General features: G+C 32.7%; 20 protein-coding genes. 6 read left to right on the forward strand and 14 right to left on the reverse strand.

Features of this window, described 5'->3' with window-relative positions; all coding sequences use genetic code 11:
- Nucleotides 1-320: 320 nt before the first annotated feature.
- From ABXQ82_RS15040 to ABXQ82_RS15050, 3 genes are all read right to left on the reverse strand, one after another.
- Nucleotides 321-1,286, reverse strand: coding sequence for a Gfo/Idh/MocA family oxidoreductase (locus ABXQ82_RS15040; RefSeq protein ID WP_367061493.1), 966 nt, complete (start codon nucleotides 1,284-1,286; stop codon nucleotides 321-323).
- Nucleotides 1,283-1,870 (reverse strand): acyltransferase, encoded by a 588-nt coding sequence (locus ABXQ82_RS15045; RefSeq protein ID WP_367061495.1) that lies wholly within the window; start codon nucleotides 1,868-1,870, stop codon nucleotides 1,283-1,285. The genes ABXQ82_RS15040 and ABXQ82_RS15045 overlap by 4 nt, the downstream gene beginning before the upstream one ends.
- 198 nt (nucleotides 1,871-2,068) lie before the next feature.
- Nucleotides 2,069-2,920, reverse strand: a complete 852-nt coding sequence (locus tag ABXQ82_RS15050; protein ID WP_367061498.1) for a glycosyltransferase family 2 protein — start codon at nucleotides 2,918-2,920, stop codon at nucleotides 2,069-2,071.
- Between the two features lie 142 nt (nucleotides 2,921-3,062).
- Here ABXQ82_RS15050 and ABXQ82_RS15055 point away from each other — a divergent pair, with 142 nt between their 5' ends.
- The 3 genes from ABXQ82_RS15055 to ABXQ82_RS15065 all read left to right on the forward strand — a co-directional run bounded on the left by ABXQ82_RS15055 (nucleotide 3,063) and on the right by ABXQ82_RS15065 (nucleotide 6,680).
- Nucleotides 3,063-4,058, forward strand: coding sequence for a polysaccharide deacetylase family protein (locus ABXQ82_RS15055; protein WP_367061501.1), 996 nt, complete (start codon nucleotides 3,063-3,065; stop codon nucleotides 4,056-4,058).
- 125 nt (nucleotides 4,059-4,183) lie between these two features.
- Nucleotides 4,184-5,974, forward strand: coding sequence for an HAD-IIIC family phosphatase (locus tag ABXQ82_RS15060; protein WP_367061504.1), 1,791 nt, complete (start codon nucleotides 4,184-4,186; stop codon nucleotides 5,972-5,974).
- Nucleotides 5,975-6,080: 106 nt separating this feature from the next.
- The gene (locus tag ABXQ82_RS15065) at nucleotides 6,081-6,680 is read left to right on the forward strand and encodes a TylF/MycF/NovP-related O-methyltransferase (protein WP_367061507.1); all 600 of its coding nucleotides are present in this window, start codon (nucleotides 6,081-6,083) and stop codon (nucleotides 6,678-6,680) included.
- 6 nt (nucleotides 6,681-6,686) lie between these two features.
- Here ABXQ82_RS15065 and ABXQ82_RS15070 read toward each other — a convergent pair whose 3' ends face one another.
- The 3 genes from ABXQ82_RS15070 to gcvP all read right to left on the reverse strand — a co-directional run bounded on the left by ABXQ82_RS15070 (nucleotide 6,687) and on the right by gcvP (nucleotide 11,276).
- Nucleotides 6,687-7,208, reverse strand: coding sequence for a methyltransferase (locus tag ABXQ82_RS15070; RefSeq protein WP_367061510.1), 522 nt, complete (start codon nucleotides 7,206-7,208; stop codon nucleotides 6,687-6,689).
- A gap of 60 nt (nucleotides 7,209-7,268) precedes the next feature.
- Nucleotides 7,269-8,327 carry a ketoacyl-ACP synthase III gene (locus ABXQ82_RS15075; RefSeq protein WP_367061512.1) on the reverse strand — a complete coding sequence of 353 codons (1,059 nt, stop codon included), beginning with the start codon at nucleotides 8,325-8,327 and terminating at the stop codon, nucleotides 7,269-7,271.
- Nucleotides 8,328-8,426: 99 nt separating this feature from the next.
- Entirely contained in the window at nucleotides 8,427-11,276 is a 2,850-nt protein-coding gene (gene gcvP / locus ABXQ82_RS15080) for an aminomethyl-transferring glycine dehydrogenase (protein WP_367061515.1), read from the reverse strand.
- Between the two features lie 121 nt (nucleotides 11,277-11,397).
- On the opposite strand from gcvP, the gene ABXQ82_RS15085 reads away from it, so the two are divergent.
- Nucleotides 11,398-12,216, forward strand: coding sequence for a hypothetical protein (locus ABXQ82_RS15085; protein ID WP_367061517.1), 819 nt, complete (start codon nucleotides 11,398-11,400; stop codon nucleotides 12,214-12,216).
- Here the strand turns inward: ABXQ82_RS15085 and ABXQ82_RS15090 are convergent.
- The 8 genes from ABXQ82_RS15090 to ABXQ82_RS15125 all read right to left on the reverse strand — a co-directional run bounded on the left by ABXQ82_RS15090 (nucleotide 12,196) and on the right by ABXQ82_RS15125 (nucleotide 17,673).
- Entirely contained in the window at nucleotides 12,196-12,456 is a 261-nt protein-coding gene (locus ABXQ82_RS15090) for a hypothetical protein (RefSeq protein WP_367061520.1), read from the reverse strand. The two genes, ABXQ82_RS15085 and ABXQ82_RS15090, sit on opposite strands and share 21 nt — an antisense overlap.
- Nucleotides 12,457-12,458: 2 nt before the next feature.
- The gene (locus ABXQ82_RS15095; protein WP_367061523.1) at nucleotides 12,459-13,010 is read right to left on the reverse strand and encodes a sigma-70 family RNA polymerase sigma factor; all 552 of its coding nucleotides are present in this window, start codon (nucleotides 13,008-13,010) and stop codon (nucleotides 12,459-12,461) included.
- Between the two features lie 60 nt (nucleotides 13,011-13,070).
- On the reverse strand, nucleotides 13,071-13,769 hold the full coding sequence (locus ABXQ82_RS15100) for a DUF2071 domain-containing protein (protein WP_367061526.1): 699 nt from the start codon (nucleotides 13,767-13,769) through the stop codon (nucleotides 13,071-13,073).
- 411 nt (nucleotides 13,770-14,180) lie between these two features.
- Nucleotides 14,181-14,927 (reverse strand): methyltransferase domain-containing protein, encoded by a 747-nt coding sequence (locus ABXQ82_RS15105; RefSeq protein ID WP_367061529.1) that lies wholly within the window; start codon nucleotides 14,925-14,927, stop codon nucleotides 14,181-14,183.
- Complete coding sequence (locus ABXQ82_RS15110) at nucleotides 14,918-15,643, reverse strand: DUF2071 domain-containing protein (RefSeq protein WP_367061531.1); 726 nt, start codon at nucleotides 15,641-15,643, stop codon at nucleotides 14,918-14,920. Before ABXQ82_RS15110 ends, ABXQ82_RS15105 begins: the two co-directional genes overlap by 10 nt.
- Complete coding sequence (locus tag ABXQ82_RS15115; RefSeq protein WP_367061534.1) at nucleotides 15,627-16,016, reverse strand: DoxX-like family protein; 390 nt, start codon at nucleotides 16,014-16,016, stop codon at nucleotides 15,627-15,629. Before ABXQ82_RS15115 ends, ABXQ82_RS15110 begins: the two co-directional genes overlap by 17 nt.
- A 59-nt stretch (nucleotides 16,017-16,075) precedes the next feature.
- On the reverse strand, nucleotides 16,076-16,579 hold the full coding sequence (locus tag ABXQ82_RS15120) for a MarR family transcriptional regulator (protein ID WP_367061537.1): 504 nt from the start codon (nucleotides 16,577-16,579) through the stop codon (nucleotides 16,076-16,078).
- A 98-nt stretch (nucleotides 16,580-16,677) separates the two neighbouring features.
- Nucleotides 16,678-17,673 carry a helix-turn-helix domain-containing protein gene (locus ABXQ82_RS15125; protein ID WP_367061540.1) on the reverse strand — a complete coding sequence of 332 codons (996 nt, stop codon included), beginning with the start codon at nucleotides 17,671-17,673 and terminating at the stop codon, nucleotides 16,678-16,680.
- Nucleotides 17,674-17,799: 126 nt separating this feature from the next.
- On the opposite strand from ABXQ82_RS15125, the gene ABXQ82_RS15130 reads away from it, so the two are divergent.
- Both ABXQ82_RS15130 and ABXQ82_RS15135 read left to right on the forward strand, forming a co-directional pair.
- Nucleotides 17,800-18,114 carry a hypothetical protein gene (locus ABXQ82_RS15130; protein ID WP_367061543.1) on the forward strand — a complete coding sequence of 105 codons (315 nt, stop codon included), beginning with the start codon at nucleotides 17,800-17,802 and terminating at the stop codon, nucleotides 18,112-18,114.
- A 1-nt stretch (nucleotide 18,115) separates the two neighbouring features.
- Entirely contained in the window at nucleotides 18,116-18,772 is a 657-nt protein-coding gene (locus ABXQ82_RS15135; RefSeq protein WP_367061546.1) for a DUF2461 domain-containing protein, read from the forward strand.
- Nucleotides 18,773-18,780 lie beyond the last annotated feature (8 nt).

Genomic DNA, 18,780 nt, shown 5'->3' on the forward strand with positions numbered 1-18,780 from the left:
TGATTGGTTCGGGGATTTATTGGAACTTCAAGGAAGCCCACAAGCAGAAAAAGAAATTGCTGGACATTGAAAGCGCCAAACTATTTTTGGAGTGAATCTTATTCAGGTTTTTAGTGAAGCTCAATGGGGTGCACTAAAGACCCTTCAGGTTTTCAAAACCTGAAGGGTCTCAAAAGAAGTTTTAATATCGGGTTTAGATCATATTGAAGCATTAACTGGGATCGATTTTTTTCCTGAATTGGAGGATGGTTTAGAAAATGAATTGGAGGCTTCTAACAGTTATAAAGAGTGGGGGTTTTAATTTCAAACTAGAAATTTACTTAAAAAAAGGGATGTTTTGAAACTGGGAGTTTTGCCAAAGGATGAAAATCGTTAGTTAAAGCTACAGGTTTTGTATGCCTTAAATCATGCGCTAATTCTATAGATTTTAAAGTTTCAGAAATACCAAATCCATTACCAGATATGATGTGCTTATAAGATTCTGTATGTAAATCGGTAAACCCTTCACTAAATTCAAATTTTTCATTATCAATTGTAATTTCCCTAAAAGTGCGTTTGCCTTCTTTTATTGCGGATTCTGGTAATGTATCCGAGTTAATAGATAAAAACCATCTTATATTGGCGTTCTGTAATTGTAAAACCCCAGAAGCCCTGTCATGTTCCATAAGATGTACGGTGCTTTTTACAACATCGCCAAAAATCCAAATAAGCATATCAAAAAAGTGAATTCCAATATTAGAACAAATGCCTCCAGATTTTTCTAAGGCTCCTTTCCAAGATGCATAGTACCAATTTCCTCTAGAAGTGATATAAGTCAAATCTATAACATGATTTTCTTTGGCCGATTGGTTTTTGATTTTTTCTTTAAGTGCTATTATTGAAGGGTGTAAACGTAATTGAAGTATCGTGTTTATTTTATTTGAACTTTGCGCCTCAATAGCCATTAACTTTTCTGCATTCCAAGGGTTTAAAACCAATGGCTTTTCACAAATGGCATCGGCATTGTTTCTTAAAGCAAACCTAACGTGCGCATCGTGTAAATAATTAGGTGTACAAATTGAAACATAATCTATGGGGTTGTTCTTTTCTAATCGTAAATTTTCTAAGTGCCTATCAAAACGTTCAAACTCGGTAAAAAAATGAGTTTTTGGGAAATAAGAATCTATAATTCCAACACTATCGTTTGGATCGAAAGCAGCAAGTAGCTCATTTTTAGTGTCTTTAATTGCTTGAATATGTCTAGGAGCAACAAAGCCTGCAACTCCCATTAATGCGAAATTTTTCATGATAGTATTGGGCTTATCGTGTCATTATTTAGTTGGTACTTTTGTCCGCTTTCAGGACATGTAGCAATAGTATTGTTTTCAAAAGAAAGTCTATGGCCATTTTTGCTAACCCAACCTATCTGTTTTCCTGGATTTCCAACTACCAACGCATAAGAAGGTACTGGCTTAGTAATAACTGCTCCTGCGCCAATCATGGCATACCTGCCAATTCTAATACCGCAAATAATAGTGGCATTAGCACCAATAGATGCGCCTTTCTCAACGTAGGTTTCCATAAACTCCGTTTTTCGAACTATAAAACTTCTTGGATTGATAACGTTTGTAAAAACCATTGATGGCCCTAGGAATACATCATCTTCGCAAATAACACCTGTGTAAACCGAAACGTTATTTTGGATTTTTACACCATTTCCGATAATAACATTAGGAGAAATAACTACGTTTTGACCTATATTACAGTTGTTTCCAATTTTGGAATCGTTCATAATATGAGAAAAATGCCAAATTTTTGTATGCTGTCCAATAATAGATGAATCATCGATTACCGCTGTTGGGTGTGCAAAAAAGGTGGTTTCAGTATTCAAATTAAGGAGGTTTAAAGAATTACGATATTCTTTCAATTTGTTTGACTATAAAAGTACGGAACTTTTATAAAATTTATTGAAAAGTGAAGAGTATTAAAAGACTATATGGCAGGTTTTTAAAACCCGACAGGTCTCATAATGACTTAAATTTCCTCAACATCCTATAATTGTTGGTTGAGTGATGGAATTTGGGATTTTTTATTTTTGGAATTTATTCATAATTCCTTTCCAACGTAAATTTCTAATAAATTTCCCTTCATCTTCAGAAACTAAAAATTCTATTTTTTCTTTTTTTGCCCTAAAAAAACCGGCCATATAATCTTTAAATAAGCTTAACTTACCTTTCTTGTAAGCCAGTTTTAATGCAGAAATTAAAGTGATAAAAAACCCATAGCGCATTTTGTACATGGCTTCGCCCTGCAAATACTTTGATGCTTTATTGTAACTAATCCCCGTCGGTTTTAAATGTTTTACATGAAGAGAAGCATCAGTTAGAATTTCCCAACCATAATATTTAGCCAATAATTCATCAACCGTGTCCCAGCCCATCGAGGGTTTTAGTTTTCCTATTTCCAGAAAACAATCTTTTCTATAGGCTTTTAAAGCACCGCGAATGTGGTCTTTTCTTGTTAAGTTTTCCAATATCCAATCGCCGTTTTTTTCGATATAACAAAATCCAGAAACCATCCCTAGTGTATCGTTTTTATTAAAATGAAGAGCGAGTTGTTCCAAATAATTGTTAGGGAAAATTAAATCGGCATCAAACTTACAAATCACATCATAATTGTCATCTAAAGTTTCATAGCCTTTGTAGAACGCATTAATAATTTTTGAACCAGGGAGATGTTGGTCAGATGATTTACAATTAACCAAAGAAATACAATCATGTTTTTGCGCATAGCCATCAACTACAGATTGTGTGTTGTCAGAAGAATTATCATTAACCACCACAATTTTCTTCGGTTTTAATGTTTGATTTACCAAAGAATAAAGTGTTAAACCAATGGATTCTGCTTCGTTATGTGCGGGAATGATAATGTAGAAATTCAAGATCTTTTGATTGATTCTAAGTTTACGTTTAATTGTAAATAACTTAATGTGCTAATTTAGTTATTTTTGCGGTATCCCCGAACTTTGAATATCAAGTAAAAGGGAAGCCATATGGAGAGAATATATTTAAATTCAAAATTGAATGGGGATTGTAAAAGATGTTTTATATACAGTTGCAAACAAGAATTTTTTGTCAAAATTCAAAAACCAAAATGTTTTTCCATATTATCATTTGGTTAGAGATGATCAGGTGGCTCATATTGAAAATTTATATAAATTTAAGAATTGTGCCCAATTTTTGGATGATATTGATGTTTTGACCCGTAATTATAAAGCAATAGATCCTAAAGATATATTAGATGATAATTTAAAAAACAATGGCTTTTTACTTTCATTTGATGACGGTTTACAGGAAATATATACTGTAATCTATCCTGTTTTAAAGAAAAAAAACATCAATGCTATATTCTTTATAAACCCAAGTTTTGTTGATAATAATGAAGGTTTGTATAAACATTACTTAAGCATTGTTATTTCGCATTTGAAGAATGATGGATTTAAAAACAACCTTTTAAAAGAAATAAGCGAAATATTTAATTTCACATATAATAGCGTTAGTGAGTTTAAGTCTAAATTACTAAGTATAAAATATACAGATAGGCATAAAGTAGATGCTGTTTTTAACCTTTTAGATATTGATGTTAACCAATATTTAAAAGATTACACTCCATATATTACAAAATCCCAAATTCAAGAAATGATAGATGACGGATTTTATTTTGGCGGGCATACCATGACACACCCACCGCTTATTCAGTTATCATATGAAGACCAAAAAAAAGAAATAATTGATTCTTTAGATTGGTTGAAACATCATTTCGGAATTGATTATTCATTATTTTCTTTCCCGTTTTCAGATAGATCAATTTCAAAAAAATTACTAAATGAATTATTTGAATACGATAGTACTATTAGGGTTTTTGGTAATTCAGGTTTAAAAAAAGATATAGACAACAGGATTATTCAAAGGTTTTCTCTTGAAAACCCAGATAAACAAACTGAAAGAAGGGTTGTGACAGAAAATTTATACAAGTATTTTAATAGAATAGTTGGTAAATACCAGATTAAAAGACAATGATATTTTATGTATTTATTCTGTTAAAAGTTTAAGTTAATAATAAGAGATACACTTTGTTTTAAAGACTTCGTTTATATTTACAGCTAGATAAAACCTTAATTTTAGTTCAGCTTTTCAAAACATTTATGTACGAAACGGAAGTTTATATTAAAACAGTTCAAGAAAATTTGCCACAACAAGTTTTCAATGAATTTCTGAATACTTACCAAGAGGTAAAATCGATGAGCATGCTTCATTGGACAGAACATTGTACCGAATGTGCAATGCCTACATGCTTTACAACCTGCGATTTGTATGCTCCCAGAATAGATGGAAAATGCCAACGCTTTGTTGAAGGTATTGAAAGAGTAGTCCAAAAAAATCAAAAAGATAAAGGGTATCAAATTTTAAAAATCAGATTTAAAAAATGGGGGGTTTTAGCAACCCAAGGTAATAATGAATTGTACGATTTTAAAGAAATAGAAAATAGAACACATAAGGATTTCAAAATATCCGAATTAATCCATTTAGCGCCATCACAGTTCATAAGGAAAAAATTAATCCAAAAAAGATATAGCCAAAAAAAGAATAGAATAATTGATGAGCAAAATAAGAAGGCAAAAATTCCTGATGTATTTTTAATGGAAATTTATAACCCATCTCAAAGTGTTATACCACTTGGTTTGGTCATTAGAAATGATGATGCTAAGTATAGCAAAATGCCCTTTCAATACCGTTTCGAACTTAAGCCTGGTTATAATAAGGAAACGATTCCTTTTGATGAAATAGCAAAAAGAATTAAAACAGAACTACCCTATCGCATTAATCTGATACCTGAAAAATTAGATAGTGATATTCCGTTATATTTCGGGATAACTGAATTTGTACAATTAAAAGATTATAAACCCAAGGTTGAAAAGTCAAAAAAAGTTAAATGTGTTGTTTGGGATTTAGATCATACTATTTGGGATGGTATTTTGGTTGAAGATGGTTTAGAAAACCTGAAACTCAAAGATGGTATTAAATCTATTTTAAGCCAATTGGAGCAAAAAGGCATAGTCAATTCTATAGCGAGCAAAAATAATTACGACTCAGCAATAGAGGCATTAAAACATTTTGGTATAGATGATTTTTTCGTGTACCCTAAAATTTCTTGGTTGCCTAAAAGTAAAAGTTTAAAAGAAATAGCGTTAGATCTAAATGTGAATGTGAACACGTTTTTATTTGTTGATGATTCTGAATTTGAAAGGAAAGAGATTCAATCAATCTTACCTCAAGTAAGATTAATGGATGCCATTCATTATAAAACCTTACTCGATTTAGAAGAATTTCAAGTTCCTGTAACACAAGATAGTACCAACAGAAAGTCGTTTTATGCCAATGAGGAAAAAAGAAAAAAAGTATCGGATAACTATGAAGGCGATTATCTGGAGTTTCTAAGAACCTGTAATATTGAATTGGAAATAGAATCTCTTAAAAAAGAACATTTTGAAAGGGTTTACGAGCTCACACAAAGGACAAACCAGATGAATTTTTCGGGTAACCGATACACCAAAGCTGATATACAAAGCATTTATCAAAATGAAACTCTCTCATCTTATGTTCTGAGATGTAGCGATAAATTTGGCGACTATGGCATTATTGGTTTCGGCATTATTGAAAAGTCTAAAAATGAGCTTATCGATCTTATGTTTAGTTGTCGCATACAAAGTAAAAGAATAGAACATGCCTTTATTACTTATGTTTTAGAGCGATATCTTAAATTTGGAGATTTTTTTGTTACTTATAATCATACTGAAAGAAATAAGTTTTCAGCCCAGGTTTTTAATGATTTTAATTTTGAAATTATAAAACAAGAAGGTGCTTTAAGAGTACTTAAATTTGAACAAGGAAGAAAAATTCCTAACGACAAATTAATAACAATATTAGAAAAGTAATATGCCACTCCACCCTTTTTTGTCAAAAACTAAATTGTATAAACCTTTTAGGAAAGTATTCAAGCATTTTAGTGCTTTACATAAGTATTTGGAATTTATTGAATTTATGAGCGAAAACAAAGGCAAAGGAGAGATTAATGACTATTACACTAGATCTGCAACCTATAAAAATCGCATTCAGCTGCATGATAAATTGCTGTCGGAATTAAAAAATAAACCTATTTATTATTATGAATTCGGAGTTGCTGGCGGAGATATGATTAAAAAATGGTCTTCTATCAACAAAATAGAAACATCACGTTTTGTAGGTTTTGATTCGTTTGAAGGACTTCCTGAACATTGGGAAGAAAAACAACAAGGGCATTTTAATCAAGACGGTAAATTCCCAGATATAAAGGATAGTAGAGTTAAATTTGTGAAAGGTTGGTTTCAAGATTCAGTTTATAAGGAGTTGTTGAACTGTAATTTTGAAAAACAATGTGTGTATCATTTGGATGCTGATTTGTTTTCATCTACACTTTATGTGTTGTTTCAGATTCAGCCTAAACTTAAAGTGAATGACATACTGATATTTGATGAATTTTCCAGCTTTGAACATGAATTTGATGCATTCGAAATCTTCAAAAAATGCACCAATAATAAGTGGCAATTTGAGTTTATAGGTGCAGTAAATAATTATAGACAAGTGGCATTCAAACTGAAATAAATAGGGCTAAACTCTTTCAGCATAGACAATATAGTATCTAGGTGTAAACCAACGTAAAATAGGGCGAATACCGATTTTTTTAGTTGGATTGGTCCATTTCTCGCTATCAATAATTTTCCATCCTGCTTTTTCCAATAACCAATCGAATTGCCAATCTTCAAACTCATGATAATGTCTGTCCAACATATCCGTTTTGCTTCTATAGGCCGAAGAAAACCAAAGTTTTAATGGAATACTAGCAACGAGTTTATCCGCTTTAATAGATTTCAAAACTGTGAAAGGCGATAATAAATGTTCGAAAATTTCAAAAGCTGTAACAACTTCCGCTTTGGAGTTTTCTATAGTTGAGGTATCAATATCTAAATCTTCACCCTTAGTATTTTCAACAGAATAACCATGTTTAGTCATAATTTCCGTAAACGGATTTACAACACCTAAATCTAAAATAGTTTCGGAATTAGAAATGTGTTTTTCTAAAAATTCAATGGTATGTTTAAATCGTTTGTTTGGAAAACTGTTCTCGTACATTAAATTATTCTATTTTTTCTTTTCCGTGGAAACGGAAATCTCTAATAATCATTAAAAATGTTACTGCTTATAAACAACCGCATTAATATTCATTCCTGCACCTACGCTTGCAAAAATAATCACATCACCTTTGTTGATGTGTTGGTTTTCCATCTCGCCGTTTAAAATTCTATTGTATAAAGTAGGTACGGTTGCTACACTAGAATTCCCCAGTTTTCCGATGCTCATTGGCATAATACCTTCGGGCATTTCTAGATTGTACAATTCGTAGAACCGTTTTACAATCGCCTCGTCCATTTTTTCATTGGCTTGGTGAATCAAGATCTTTTTTACTTCAGAAATAGCAATGCCACTTTTATCCAAACAAGATTTCATTGCTAACGGGACGTTAGTAAGTGCGAATTCGTAAATCTTTCTGCCATACATTTTTATGTATCTCCGCTTGTCTTTTATTTCGGGGTTGTTGGTTTCTCCAAAATATATAAAATGCGCTTCATCTAAAGCAAATGTTGCAGTTTCATGTGTTAGAATACCGCCTTCATCTTCTGTAGATTCTATAACCACAGCACCAGCGCCATCACTATAAATCATGGAATCCCTATCGTATGCATCAATAACACGCGACAAGGTTTCAGCACCTATAATAAGACATTTTTTTGCAATACCGGATTTTATAAAAGCATTGGCTTGAATAACACCTTCTATCCAACCTGGGCATCCAAACAATAAATCGTATGCCACACATTTCGGGTTTTTTATGCGCAATAAATGTTTTACTCTTGAAGCAATACTTGGCACGGTATCACTTTGCTGGCTATCATGTCTAACGTCGCCATAATTATGCGCAACAATAATATAATCTAAATCTTCACGATTAATTTTAGCATTTTCAATAGCTTTTTCCGCAGCGAACGATGCAATATCAGAAGTATTTAAATGATTTTTTGCATATCTACGTTCGTCAATTCCGGTTATTGCTTTAAATTTCTTTACAATAACTTCACTTGGCACTTTAATGGCAGAACCATCGCTATTTAAAAATTCATGATTATGGAAGTTTTCATTCTTTTCAATAGTCGAGGGGATATAGCTTCCTGTACCAGTAATCTTAATGTTCATATATAAAATTGCTTTTAATTAGAATATTACAAGCAAGATAATCTGTTTATAATAATTTAAAATTTAATTTTTCAAATTTTTACGATGTTCAAAGTGTGTTTAAGCTTCCATATATGCCTCAATTGGAGCGCATGTACAGATTAAATTTCTATCGCCATAGGCATCATCCACCCGTCTTACAGATGGCCAAAATTTATTGGAACGTAAATAATCCAATGGAAACGCAGCTTTCTCACGAGAGTATGGTAAATACCATTCGTCTGCCGTAATCATTTCTAAAGTATGTGGTGCATTTTTAAGCACATTATCGGGGTCATCTTTAGTTACAACATCAATTTCATGTTTTATAGAAATCATAGCATTACAAAAACGATCTATTTCTGCTTTACTTTCGCTTTCGGTTGGCTCAATCATCATCGTTCCAGCTACTGGAAATGAAACTGTTGGCGCATGAAAACCATAGTCCATTAAACGTTTTGCAATATCTGTAACTTCAATGCCATTGGCTTTAAATGGGCGACAATCGATTATCATTTCGTGTGCTGCCCTACCACGTTCACCTGAATATAAAGTCTCGTAATGGCCTTCTAATCTGTGTTTTACATAATTTGCGTTTAAAATAGCAATTTTAGTAGATTGGGTAAGACCTTCCGTTCCCAGCATTTTTATATAACCATAGGAAATCAAACAGGCTAAAGCAGAGCCAAATGGTGCAGCAGAAATTGCCGTAATTGCCTTTTTCCCACCAGTTTTAACCAAAGGATTTCCCGGTAAAAAAGGCACTAATTGTTTTGCCACACAAATAGGACCGACACCTGGGCCACCGCCGCCATGTGGAATTGCAAAGGTTTTATGGAGGTTAAGATGACAAACGTCTGCACCGATATTCCCGGGATTTGTAAGTCCCACTTGGGCATTCATATTTGCACCATCCATATAAACTTGTCCGCCGTTATCATGGATGATTTTAGTGATTTTTTTGATGCCAGACTCATAAACCCCGTGCGTTGACGGATAGGTCACCATTAAAGCCGCTAGATTATCTTTGTGCAATTCTGCTTTTTCACGTAAATCATCAATATCAATATTACCTTCTTCTGTAGATTTTGTGACCACCACTTTCATGCCTGCCATAACAGCACTTGCAGGATTTGTGCCGTGTGCGGAAGAAGGAATTAAACAAATATTTCTATGGTGATCACCACGAGATTCATGATATGCTTTTATGACCATCAAACCTGCAAATTCGCCTTGCGCTCCAGAATTTGGTTGTAATGACGTAGCTGCAAACCCAGTAATTTCAGTTAATTGATCTTCCAGTTCTTCTAAAACAGCGCGATATCCTTTGGCTTGATTTAATGGCGCAAACGGGTGGATATTTCCCCATTTAAACCAACTTAATGGCAACATTTCAGAAGCGGCATTCAATTTCATGGTACAAGATCCCAATGAAATCATCGAATGGTTGAGTGCTAAATCTTTTCGTTCTAAAGTCTTAATATAGCGCATTAATTCAGTTTCCGAATGGTATGTATTGAATACATCAAGCGTTAAAAAATCTGAAGTTCTTTTGATATTTGGATGAATATTATCAGCTGGAGTTATTTCCGAAATTGTAACAGGTTCTTTTCCTGCGGCTTCGGCGAAAACTGAAATCAAATAATTAATATCTCTTATGGAAGTAGTCTCATTAATCGAAATTGTAACGGTATTTTTATTAGGATACCATAAGTTTACTTTTTTATCAGTAGCTACTTTTCTTATTTTTTTTGCTTTTGTTTTTATCTGAAGTGTATCAAAAAACGACGTATTAACTTGTTCATACCCAAAAGAATTTAATATTTCTGCCAGTTTAGAAGCTTTATTATGAACTTTATCAGCAATAAATTTTAACCCTTGTGGGCCATGATAAACGGCGTACATACTTGCCATAACAGCCAATAAAACCTGAGCGGTACAAATATTGGAAGTTGCTTTATCTCTTTTAATATGTTGTTCGCGCGTTTGTAATGCCATACGAAGCGCACGGTTCCCGTTTACATCTTTGGTAACACCAATAATACGACCCGGTAAATCTCTTTTATAAGCTTCTTTGGTTGCAAAATACGCCGCATGGGGTCCACCATATCCCATAGGGATTCCAAAACGTTGGGTGGTGCCAACAACAACATCTGCGCCAAATTTCCCCGGAGCTTCTAGCTTTACCAAACTCAAAATATCGGCAGCTACAGCTACTTTAATTTTTGCTTTGTTTGCTTTGGTTATGAAGGTTTCAATGTCGGTAATTTGTCCGTCTTTTCCGGGATATTGCAAAATGGCACCGAAAAATTCTTCTGAAAAATTAAATTCTTCTTCATTACCAACTACTAATTCAATTCCAATAGGATTTGCCCTAGTTTCCAATAAAGAGAGGGTTTGCGGTAAAATATTTTCAGAAACAAAAAATTTATTGATTTTTGCTTTTTTCTGATCTCTTTCTCTAACTGCAAATAGTAAACTCATGGCTTCAGCAGCTGCTGTACTTTCATCTAAAAGTGATGCATTGGCAATTTCCATACCTGTTAAATCGGTAACCATGGTTTGGAAATTCAGAAGTGCTTCCAGTCTTCCTTGAGCAATTTCAGCTTGATATGGCGTGTAGGCTGTGTACCAACCTGGGTTTTCAAGAATATTTCGCTGAATAACGGCAGGCATAATAGTTGGATGATAGCCTAAACCAATATATGTTTTGTAGGCTTTATTTTTTTTGGATAGTTCATGAATATGCAATAAATAGTCATGCTCGGTCATGGGTTCATCTAGATCTAAATCATTTTTTAAGCGAATGCCATCAGGAATGGTTTCAAAAATTAATTCATCTAGAGCATTTAAACCAAGGGCATTCAGCATTGATTTTTGGTCTTCCTCACGAGGGCCTATATGACGTAGCGCAAAAGCATTTGTATTCATTATACTTGAAATTTGTTGAATAATTTGCAAAATTACTCAATAATTGGAAGGTTTTATGACCGAAAACGGAAAGTTTTTAACCAATAGGAAACTTTATTAACAGTTTGTTTATTTTTACCATGTGACACTACTAAAACAACTTTTTAATTTTTATATCAACAGCAGTATTCATGTAGCTTTAGCAGTATATGCATTGACTTGGATTACCCTATTGGAACTCGACTTGGAATATAATGAAACTGTATTGTATTTTGTGTTTTATGCAACAATTACAGGTTACAATTTTGTAAAGTATTTTGGGATTGCAAAGTTTCACCACGGGCAGTTAGCTAACTGGTTAAAACTGATTCAAATTTTATCGTTTTTTTGTTTTTTATTGATGTGTTATTATGGCTGTCACTTGGAAACCAGAACGCTGATTTGGATTTTAGGGTTTGCTGTTTTAACGTTTCTGTATGCCATTCCCCTTATGCCAAAAAAGAGAAATTCGTTAAGAAATATTGGGGGTTTAAAAGTGTATATAATCGCATTGGTTTGGACGGGTGTTTCTGTTTTTATCCCCATTTTAAATGAGAGTTATACAATAAGTACAGATGTTGTGTTATTGGGCATCCAGCGTTTTGCGTATGTGTTGGTATTGATGTTGCCTTTTGAAATACGCGATTTGAAATTCGATACTAAAGAACTAGCAACGATACCTCAAACAGTAGGAGTGAAGGGGACTAAAATTTTGGGAGTGCTTTTAATAACTTTTTTTTTGGTCTTGGAATTTTTTAAGGATGAAACAAGTGTCTCAAAGATTACAATTTTACTGGTAGTTTCAGTAATTACAATTGGTTTTGTTGTTTTCTCCAAAATTGAGCAGGGGAAATATTATAGCTCTTTTTGGGTAGAAGGGTTGCCTATTTTATGGCTGTTATTAGTGCTTATGTTCAGCTAAAACCTTTTCAAAATCTTTTTTCATGGTTTCTTTGCAGGTTTTATCTAAACATTCAATTTTAGAACTCTTAACGGTTTTGGTAAGTTTTGTGTTGTTTTTAGTGTATTCTCTACAGGCTCTACAATAAATTAAATGGATGTTAAGCTTTATTTTCTCCCATAAGGTTGCCTCTTTGTATTGTGTTTTATCACACACGTGGTTTGCTTCATCGCAAGGTATAAAGACCTTTATCTTACTCATAATTAAAACCAATTTTCTTTAAGGCAATCTGCCAAAGCTGTACGTGCTCTGTGGATGATTACCCAAAGGTTAGACGCCGTAATATTTAGTTCATTACAAATTACCTCGGTTTCATGGCCAAGAATGGTTTTCATCTTAAAAACATCAGCTTGTTTTTGGGGTAATTTTTCTAGACAGTTGTGTATTGCCTCTCCAAGTTCGTTGTTTTGAAGTGTGTCTTCGGCGTTTTTATCAAAAGGATCTGCAACGCGTTCCTCCAACCAATCGCCTTCACTTTCAGAATCCTTGTAATTAATTCTTACTTCGGCTTTTCCCTTATTAGAATTAATTTTACGGTAATGGTCGATAATTTTCCGCTTTAAAATAGAGATCAACCAAGTGCGCTCGCTGGCTTCTCCTTTAAAGTTTTTCATAGACTTTAAACCCGCAAAAAAGGTGTCTTGAACCAAATCTTGAGCTATCTCTCTATCACTCACACGGGTAATGGTGTAGTTAAAGAGATAATCAGAATAAAGGTCAATCCATTTATTGGGATCTATCTTATGTTCGGGCATTTTTGTAGCAAATTTTTTCAAATTCAAAAATAAGCTAAAAATTCCATTTTATCTAAGGTTTTAATTTTGAAGCTTTTTTTTGTTTTTAACACTAATCTTTGAACCAATAGCAAGAATTACAGATTCTGGTTTCGAGTGATTTAGAAATTTGAAATCTATTCCGTAGGTCTCTTCAAAATCGACATCAATTTTTAAATCTTTTACTTTTAAATGCTGCCATATAGGGTGTTCAACTTCATATTCAAAAGTTGTATCATGATGCTTTGTGTATCCAAAATAATGTTCAGTAATAAACTCTTCAACAGAATTCTCAACTATTGCGGAAGGTTTTTTTTCTGTTTTTACAGAAACAGATTGCCATTTATCATTTAAAAGCCATTGGTATTCAAAATGCTTGAATTTTTCGTCATGCATCCAGAGGTGTTTCATTTTAAGAGTTTGATAATGCTCTTTGTAAAGAGAGTTAGCAATAAATGTGATAAGTGGTTTAGGAACTATTTCTTTAATAAATACAACCCCTCTTTTTTCTTTCCTTTTCACATAAAACCTTAGATTTATCTCTTCAAAATTAATATGATTTAATAGTTTTATACCAAGAACTTTGGTGTTTAAAAACATGAAGCCCACCAAACTTATGTAGCATTTATTGTTGAATAAGTCTAGTTCAGTGCCTTTTGGAATGTAAGGTTTTAAAATCTCTGGATTTATTTCGTAATTAATAAGGATTAGGTTTTTCCAGTTTGCTTTAAGAAAGGTCATGATGTTTATTTTAAGTATATATTTAAAAATATGTATGTAAGGTAAATCCAAAGCAACGTGAATAATAAATGCATTATGGTTTCAAATGTTTTGCCTATCCATAATTTTGGAGAATAAATTAGAAGTTGAAATAATAATCGTACTCCCCAGAAAATTCCCAATCCCAACGATAAAGTTTTACCCAGATTTGTACTAATTAATTCTTCACTAGAAGTTATACAAAATACTCCTATTAAAAGCACAACAAAACCTATAAAAAATGTGTGTACAACATATATTTGTTTGTGTATTAAGTTTAGGGTCTTAAGTTCTGTTTTCCAATTGAAATATTTAGGAAAACCAACGTGAATTAGTGCTAAAAGAATTAAAATATATCCGATTATTTGTAAATGAATATTCATTTTTTTTGTTTTAATTAAACTGAAAAATAGACATGAAAGGCGTGAATTTAGTTTCAGTAAATGAGTTAAACCCCGCACATTTAAATGCGTTTACCCATGTTTGTTTTGAGAAAAAGTGTGTAAAACCAACTGAAAAAGCTAAGAAGTTTGGAAAGTCTCTTAAATGTTCAACTATAATTACTTGTGCATTGGGTTTACAGATGCGTTTACACTCTTTTAAAAATGATACTTTTTCTTTGTTTGACCTAATTTCATGAGCGGCAGACAAAAGAAAAACCATATCAACAGATTGATCTTCTAAAGGAATACTATTAGTAGTAATTTGCTTAGTTTCAGGATAAACTAAGCTAACTTTTCTTGCTCTTACAATAGCTGCTTCTGTGTGCTTTTCAGCGCTATAAAAATCAAAAACCTGCAAGTTAGCAGATGGGAATTTATTTTTTAAAATAAAACTTGTTTCATCAAATCCTGCATTAATATTAACGATTAGGTGATTTGGGTTCGTAATATTTAAATGTTCTAGCCATTTAAAATTATAATATCCAGAAAAATCATAAACATAAGCTGATACAATCAAAGGCATAATTAAACCGTATAAAAACAAAATAATTATTACCCAAAAGAATAAACTATTCCAATCAAATAAATGCCTGCTCAAAAAAAGCAATACAATCATACTTAATCCTATCACATAAAAATGACGGTTAAAACTCAAAATATTTAATACGCCCTGAAATGGTTTTCTTTTTAGTTCCATAAGTCTATTCTTCCTTTTTTCCAGTAATACGGAATGTTATTAATTTTAAATGCGTTTGCTAGAACAACATTTTTCAACTTTAATTTATCAATGAATGCGATGTCGTAATAATCAACATGAACAGGATCGGGTTTCCAGTTTTGTCTCACACCCTCAATAATTAGAACTTCTTTTGTTTGTTCATTATAAGTAAATGTAAATGGCAATGGTCCTGCAAATCTCCTAGCTTCTTTCCAATTAGAAAATGGAGATTGGCTTGGTAATGTAATGGTGTCTTTTTCTAGATTCAGTTTAATTTTGAAATTTGATTTTATAGAAGTTATCTCCTTTCCATTACTATTTATATCTGTTGATGTATAGTTGTAATGCGTAAACAGGTTTCCAGCAAAAGCCATTCTTTTTTTATCTGTCTCCGACTTTAAAATATATAAACCTCTCAAGCGTTTTCCAGTACTTGTCTTATACCGAACAAAAATGCGATAACCAATTAAGAAAAAATCATTACCTAAAAAAGAAGAAAATCCTTTAGGTCTAAGGTTTTTCGTTTGAACCATGGCAATAGCAATAAAAGCCCATTTATCTTTAAAAGTGTCTAGTTCTAAACATTCAGGAATTAAAGACTTAAGTTCTTCTTTTGGTACTGCAAAAGTTAAAACTGTAGAGTTTTTAAAAAATGCTTCTACCGCAAACGGATGATTTTTAAGAGTTGAAAGCATAATTTTTGGTTTTTAAGACTTTATTTGAATGAAAATTAATTAAGTAAATAAATAGAATCAGTAGGCATGCAAAGAGGCTATTAAACCTTCCCCATAATAATAAATGTGGAGTTATAATGTATTCTACAATGTTCATTGAAGCAATAATTATTATTTGAATTATGGCATTAAGTTTTGGTTTAATTTTACTTAACACCCAAAAACACATAAGTATTTCTAGAATTCCAATCATAATTGTTACTTCTTTAGAATATGCATAGTTTGTTATTTCTGAAACTATCTCTTGATGTCTTGGAACAAGATTTAATACTTTACACAGTAGCCCATTAATAAACCAAATAAGGGCAATAATAATATTCATTACATTTTTCATTTTATATAATTTTTAAACTTTCAGAAAATATTGAAAGTTATATTTAAAAAAATATCTGTCTACTTCATCAGTTTAAAAACAGACTTTGTTAACCAGTTTTGCTTTTGGTTTACTAATTTATTCATTAAAGTATCTAAATCGTCTGTTAAATCTTTTAGAGCCTTAGTCTGTTTTATCAATTCTTTGGTTTTTGCTGTTCCATCGTCTTTTATTGAAGAGACATCTTCTAAAACTTTTATTACGGGTTTTATTTCTCTTCTACTGCGTTCCTTTGCTACAATTCGTGCGAGTTCTTGAACATCTTTTTCAGTCGTAAAATATTCTTTGCGTTCGCCGGGAATTAATTCTTTGGTTACAATGCCCCAATCCATTAATTGGCGTAAATTCATACTTGTATTACCTCGAGAAATTTTAAGCTCTTCCATGATCTCTTCCATAGACAATGCTTTTGTAGAAATAAAAAGCAACGATTGTATTTGCGCCATAGCTTTGTTTATGCCCCATAATGTGCCTAAACTTCCCCATGTGCTGATAAATTTTTCTTTTGCTTCTTGGTATTCCATACGGCAAAGATATAAATAATTTCTAAACTTTCAGTAATTATTGAAAGTTTATGTTTATGATATATCCATAAACTCAAAAATCGGGTAATTATAACATACTAATAGCTTACCAATTCCCTATTATATTTCTGTTTATAGGCCACAGGCGTTAGTCCCGTATAGCGTTTAAATAAATTTCGAAAAGCTTTGGTGTCAGAATACCCAATGGAAAACATCACTTCATTGATGGTTTTGGGCGAGGATTCCAGCGCATTTTTCGCAGCTTCAATTTTTACGCGCTGAATGTATTCCAAGGGCGTATTGGTAGTTGCTTTTTTAAATCGACGGATAAAATTCCGACTGCTAATGGCTAAGGTTCCCGAAAGTTCTTCCACCGAAATTTTCTCAGCAACATTCCTTTCAATAAACAATTGCGCCTTCTGAATTAGAGTGTCCGGATGCTCTTTTTGTCCATTAAAAATAGCAAACTGATTTTGATTGTCCCTATCAATTTCAATTTCGAACATTTTGGAGACATAAATGGCCACCTCCCTGCCACAATATTTTTGAATCAAATGCAGGATGAGGTTTAAAAAGGAATAGGCACCTCCACTTGAATAAATACCATCTTGGTCCGTTACGATTTTTTCGGGCTTCACGTCAATATGTGGGTAACGTTGTTTAAATAATTCAATCCCTGCCCAATGTGTCGCACATTGTTTATGATCTACCAATCCTGTTTCGGCTAAGAAAAAAGCACCAAAACACAGGCTGGCAACTTCGGCATTATGCACCAATCTTTGTTGCTGAATCCATGGGATAAAACCATAACTGGCTTCTACTTCCTGAAGCACACAATGCGGCAGTACGGCTGGAATTATAATTAAATCTGTTTTGTCGATATCATCCAGTATTGCCGTACAATGAATGGAAAATGCACCATCATAAAGCACGGTGTCTTTATCAATACCAACCAAATTGATATCGAAAAAAGGCTGTTCGCTTTTGCCCGATTGTAAATAAAAATCATTGACGCTTTTAAAAATTTTATAAGGTCCCACAACACTACTTAAAACAACATTGGCTTTTGGGACAAGAATACTTATATGTTTCATTTTAGATGTTTTAGTTGCATTAAAGGTACTATTAAAATTTGTCGTAATCAACACTTAAAAGTGTCATATTTGCCCTGTGCCATACTATTTGTTTTTGGGTAAATTTGAAGTCATAAGGAAAGTTTTATGGACGCCAAGTCTCATTTTGAAAGAATAAGAGCTGATTTTTGTGCTAAGGAGAAAGCTATTTCAGAGGGTAAAATGATGCGTTCTGAAGCCATTCATTACAAGGGAAAAGTGTTTGCTTTTTTATCAACAAAAGCTAAAATGGTGTTCAAACTGGGTAAAGAGTTTGATACAGAAACGATAGATGTCCCGTTGGAAGTTTTCAGTCCCTTTAAGAATAAAAAACCTATGTCTGGTTGGTATCAGCTGGATTTTCACCATAAAGAAACTTGGCGCATATTAACAGAAAAAGCATTACAACTTATTAAGCATTAAAATGATAACAAAAGCCTATACAAAATTTTTTCAGGAACTTGAACTCAATAACCATAAGGAATGGTTTCACGCCAATAAAAAGCGTTATGAAAACGAGGTAAGGATTCCTTTTTTGAACTTGCTTTCAGAATTGATTCCAATGCTCCGTGAATGGGATTCAAGAATTTTTGAAGATGAAAAGAAGGCCATGTTTAGGATAAATAGGGATGTTCGTTTTTCTAAAGATAAAACGCCTTACCATACCTTATTGAAAGCTGGTTTTTCGCCCAATGGAAAAAAATCGATGTTACCGGGGTATTATTTGGGCATTAGTGCCAACACAGTCCATGTTGGTGGAGGATTGTTTAATGTAAAGCCGCCAGAGTTAAAGTTGGTAAGACGGCACATTGCAGAAAATGTGGATGAATTCTTAAACATTGTAAACAACAAAAATTTTAAGAATGCATTTGAAGAAGTGAAAGGCGAAACCTCCAAGCGCATTGATAAATCATTGGAAATTACCGCTGAGAGGACAGATTTGATTTATAAGAAGCAAATTTACGTAATGGCGAATTTACCCCTCTCGGAGTATTACAATTCCGAAAACTTGAAGGATACGATTGGGTCACACTTTAAAACCATTAAACCGTTAAATGAATTTTTGAATTCGGCATTTTAAAAAAAAAT

The organism is Algibacter sp. 2305UL17-15, assembly GCF_040720935.1.
GTDB lineage: Bacteria > Bacteroidota > Bacteroidia > Flavobacteriales > Flavobacteriaceae > Jejuia.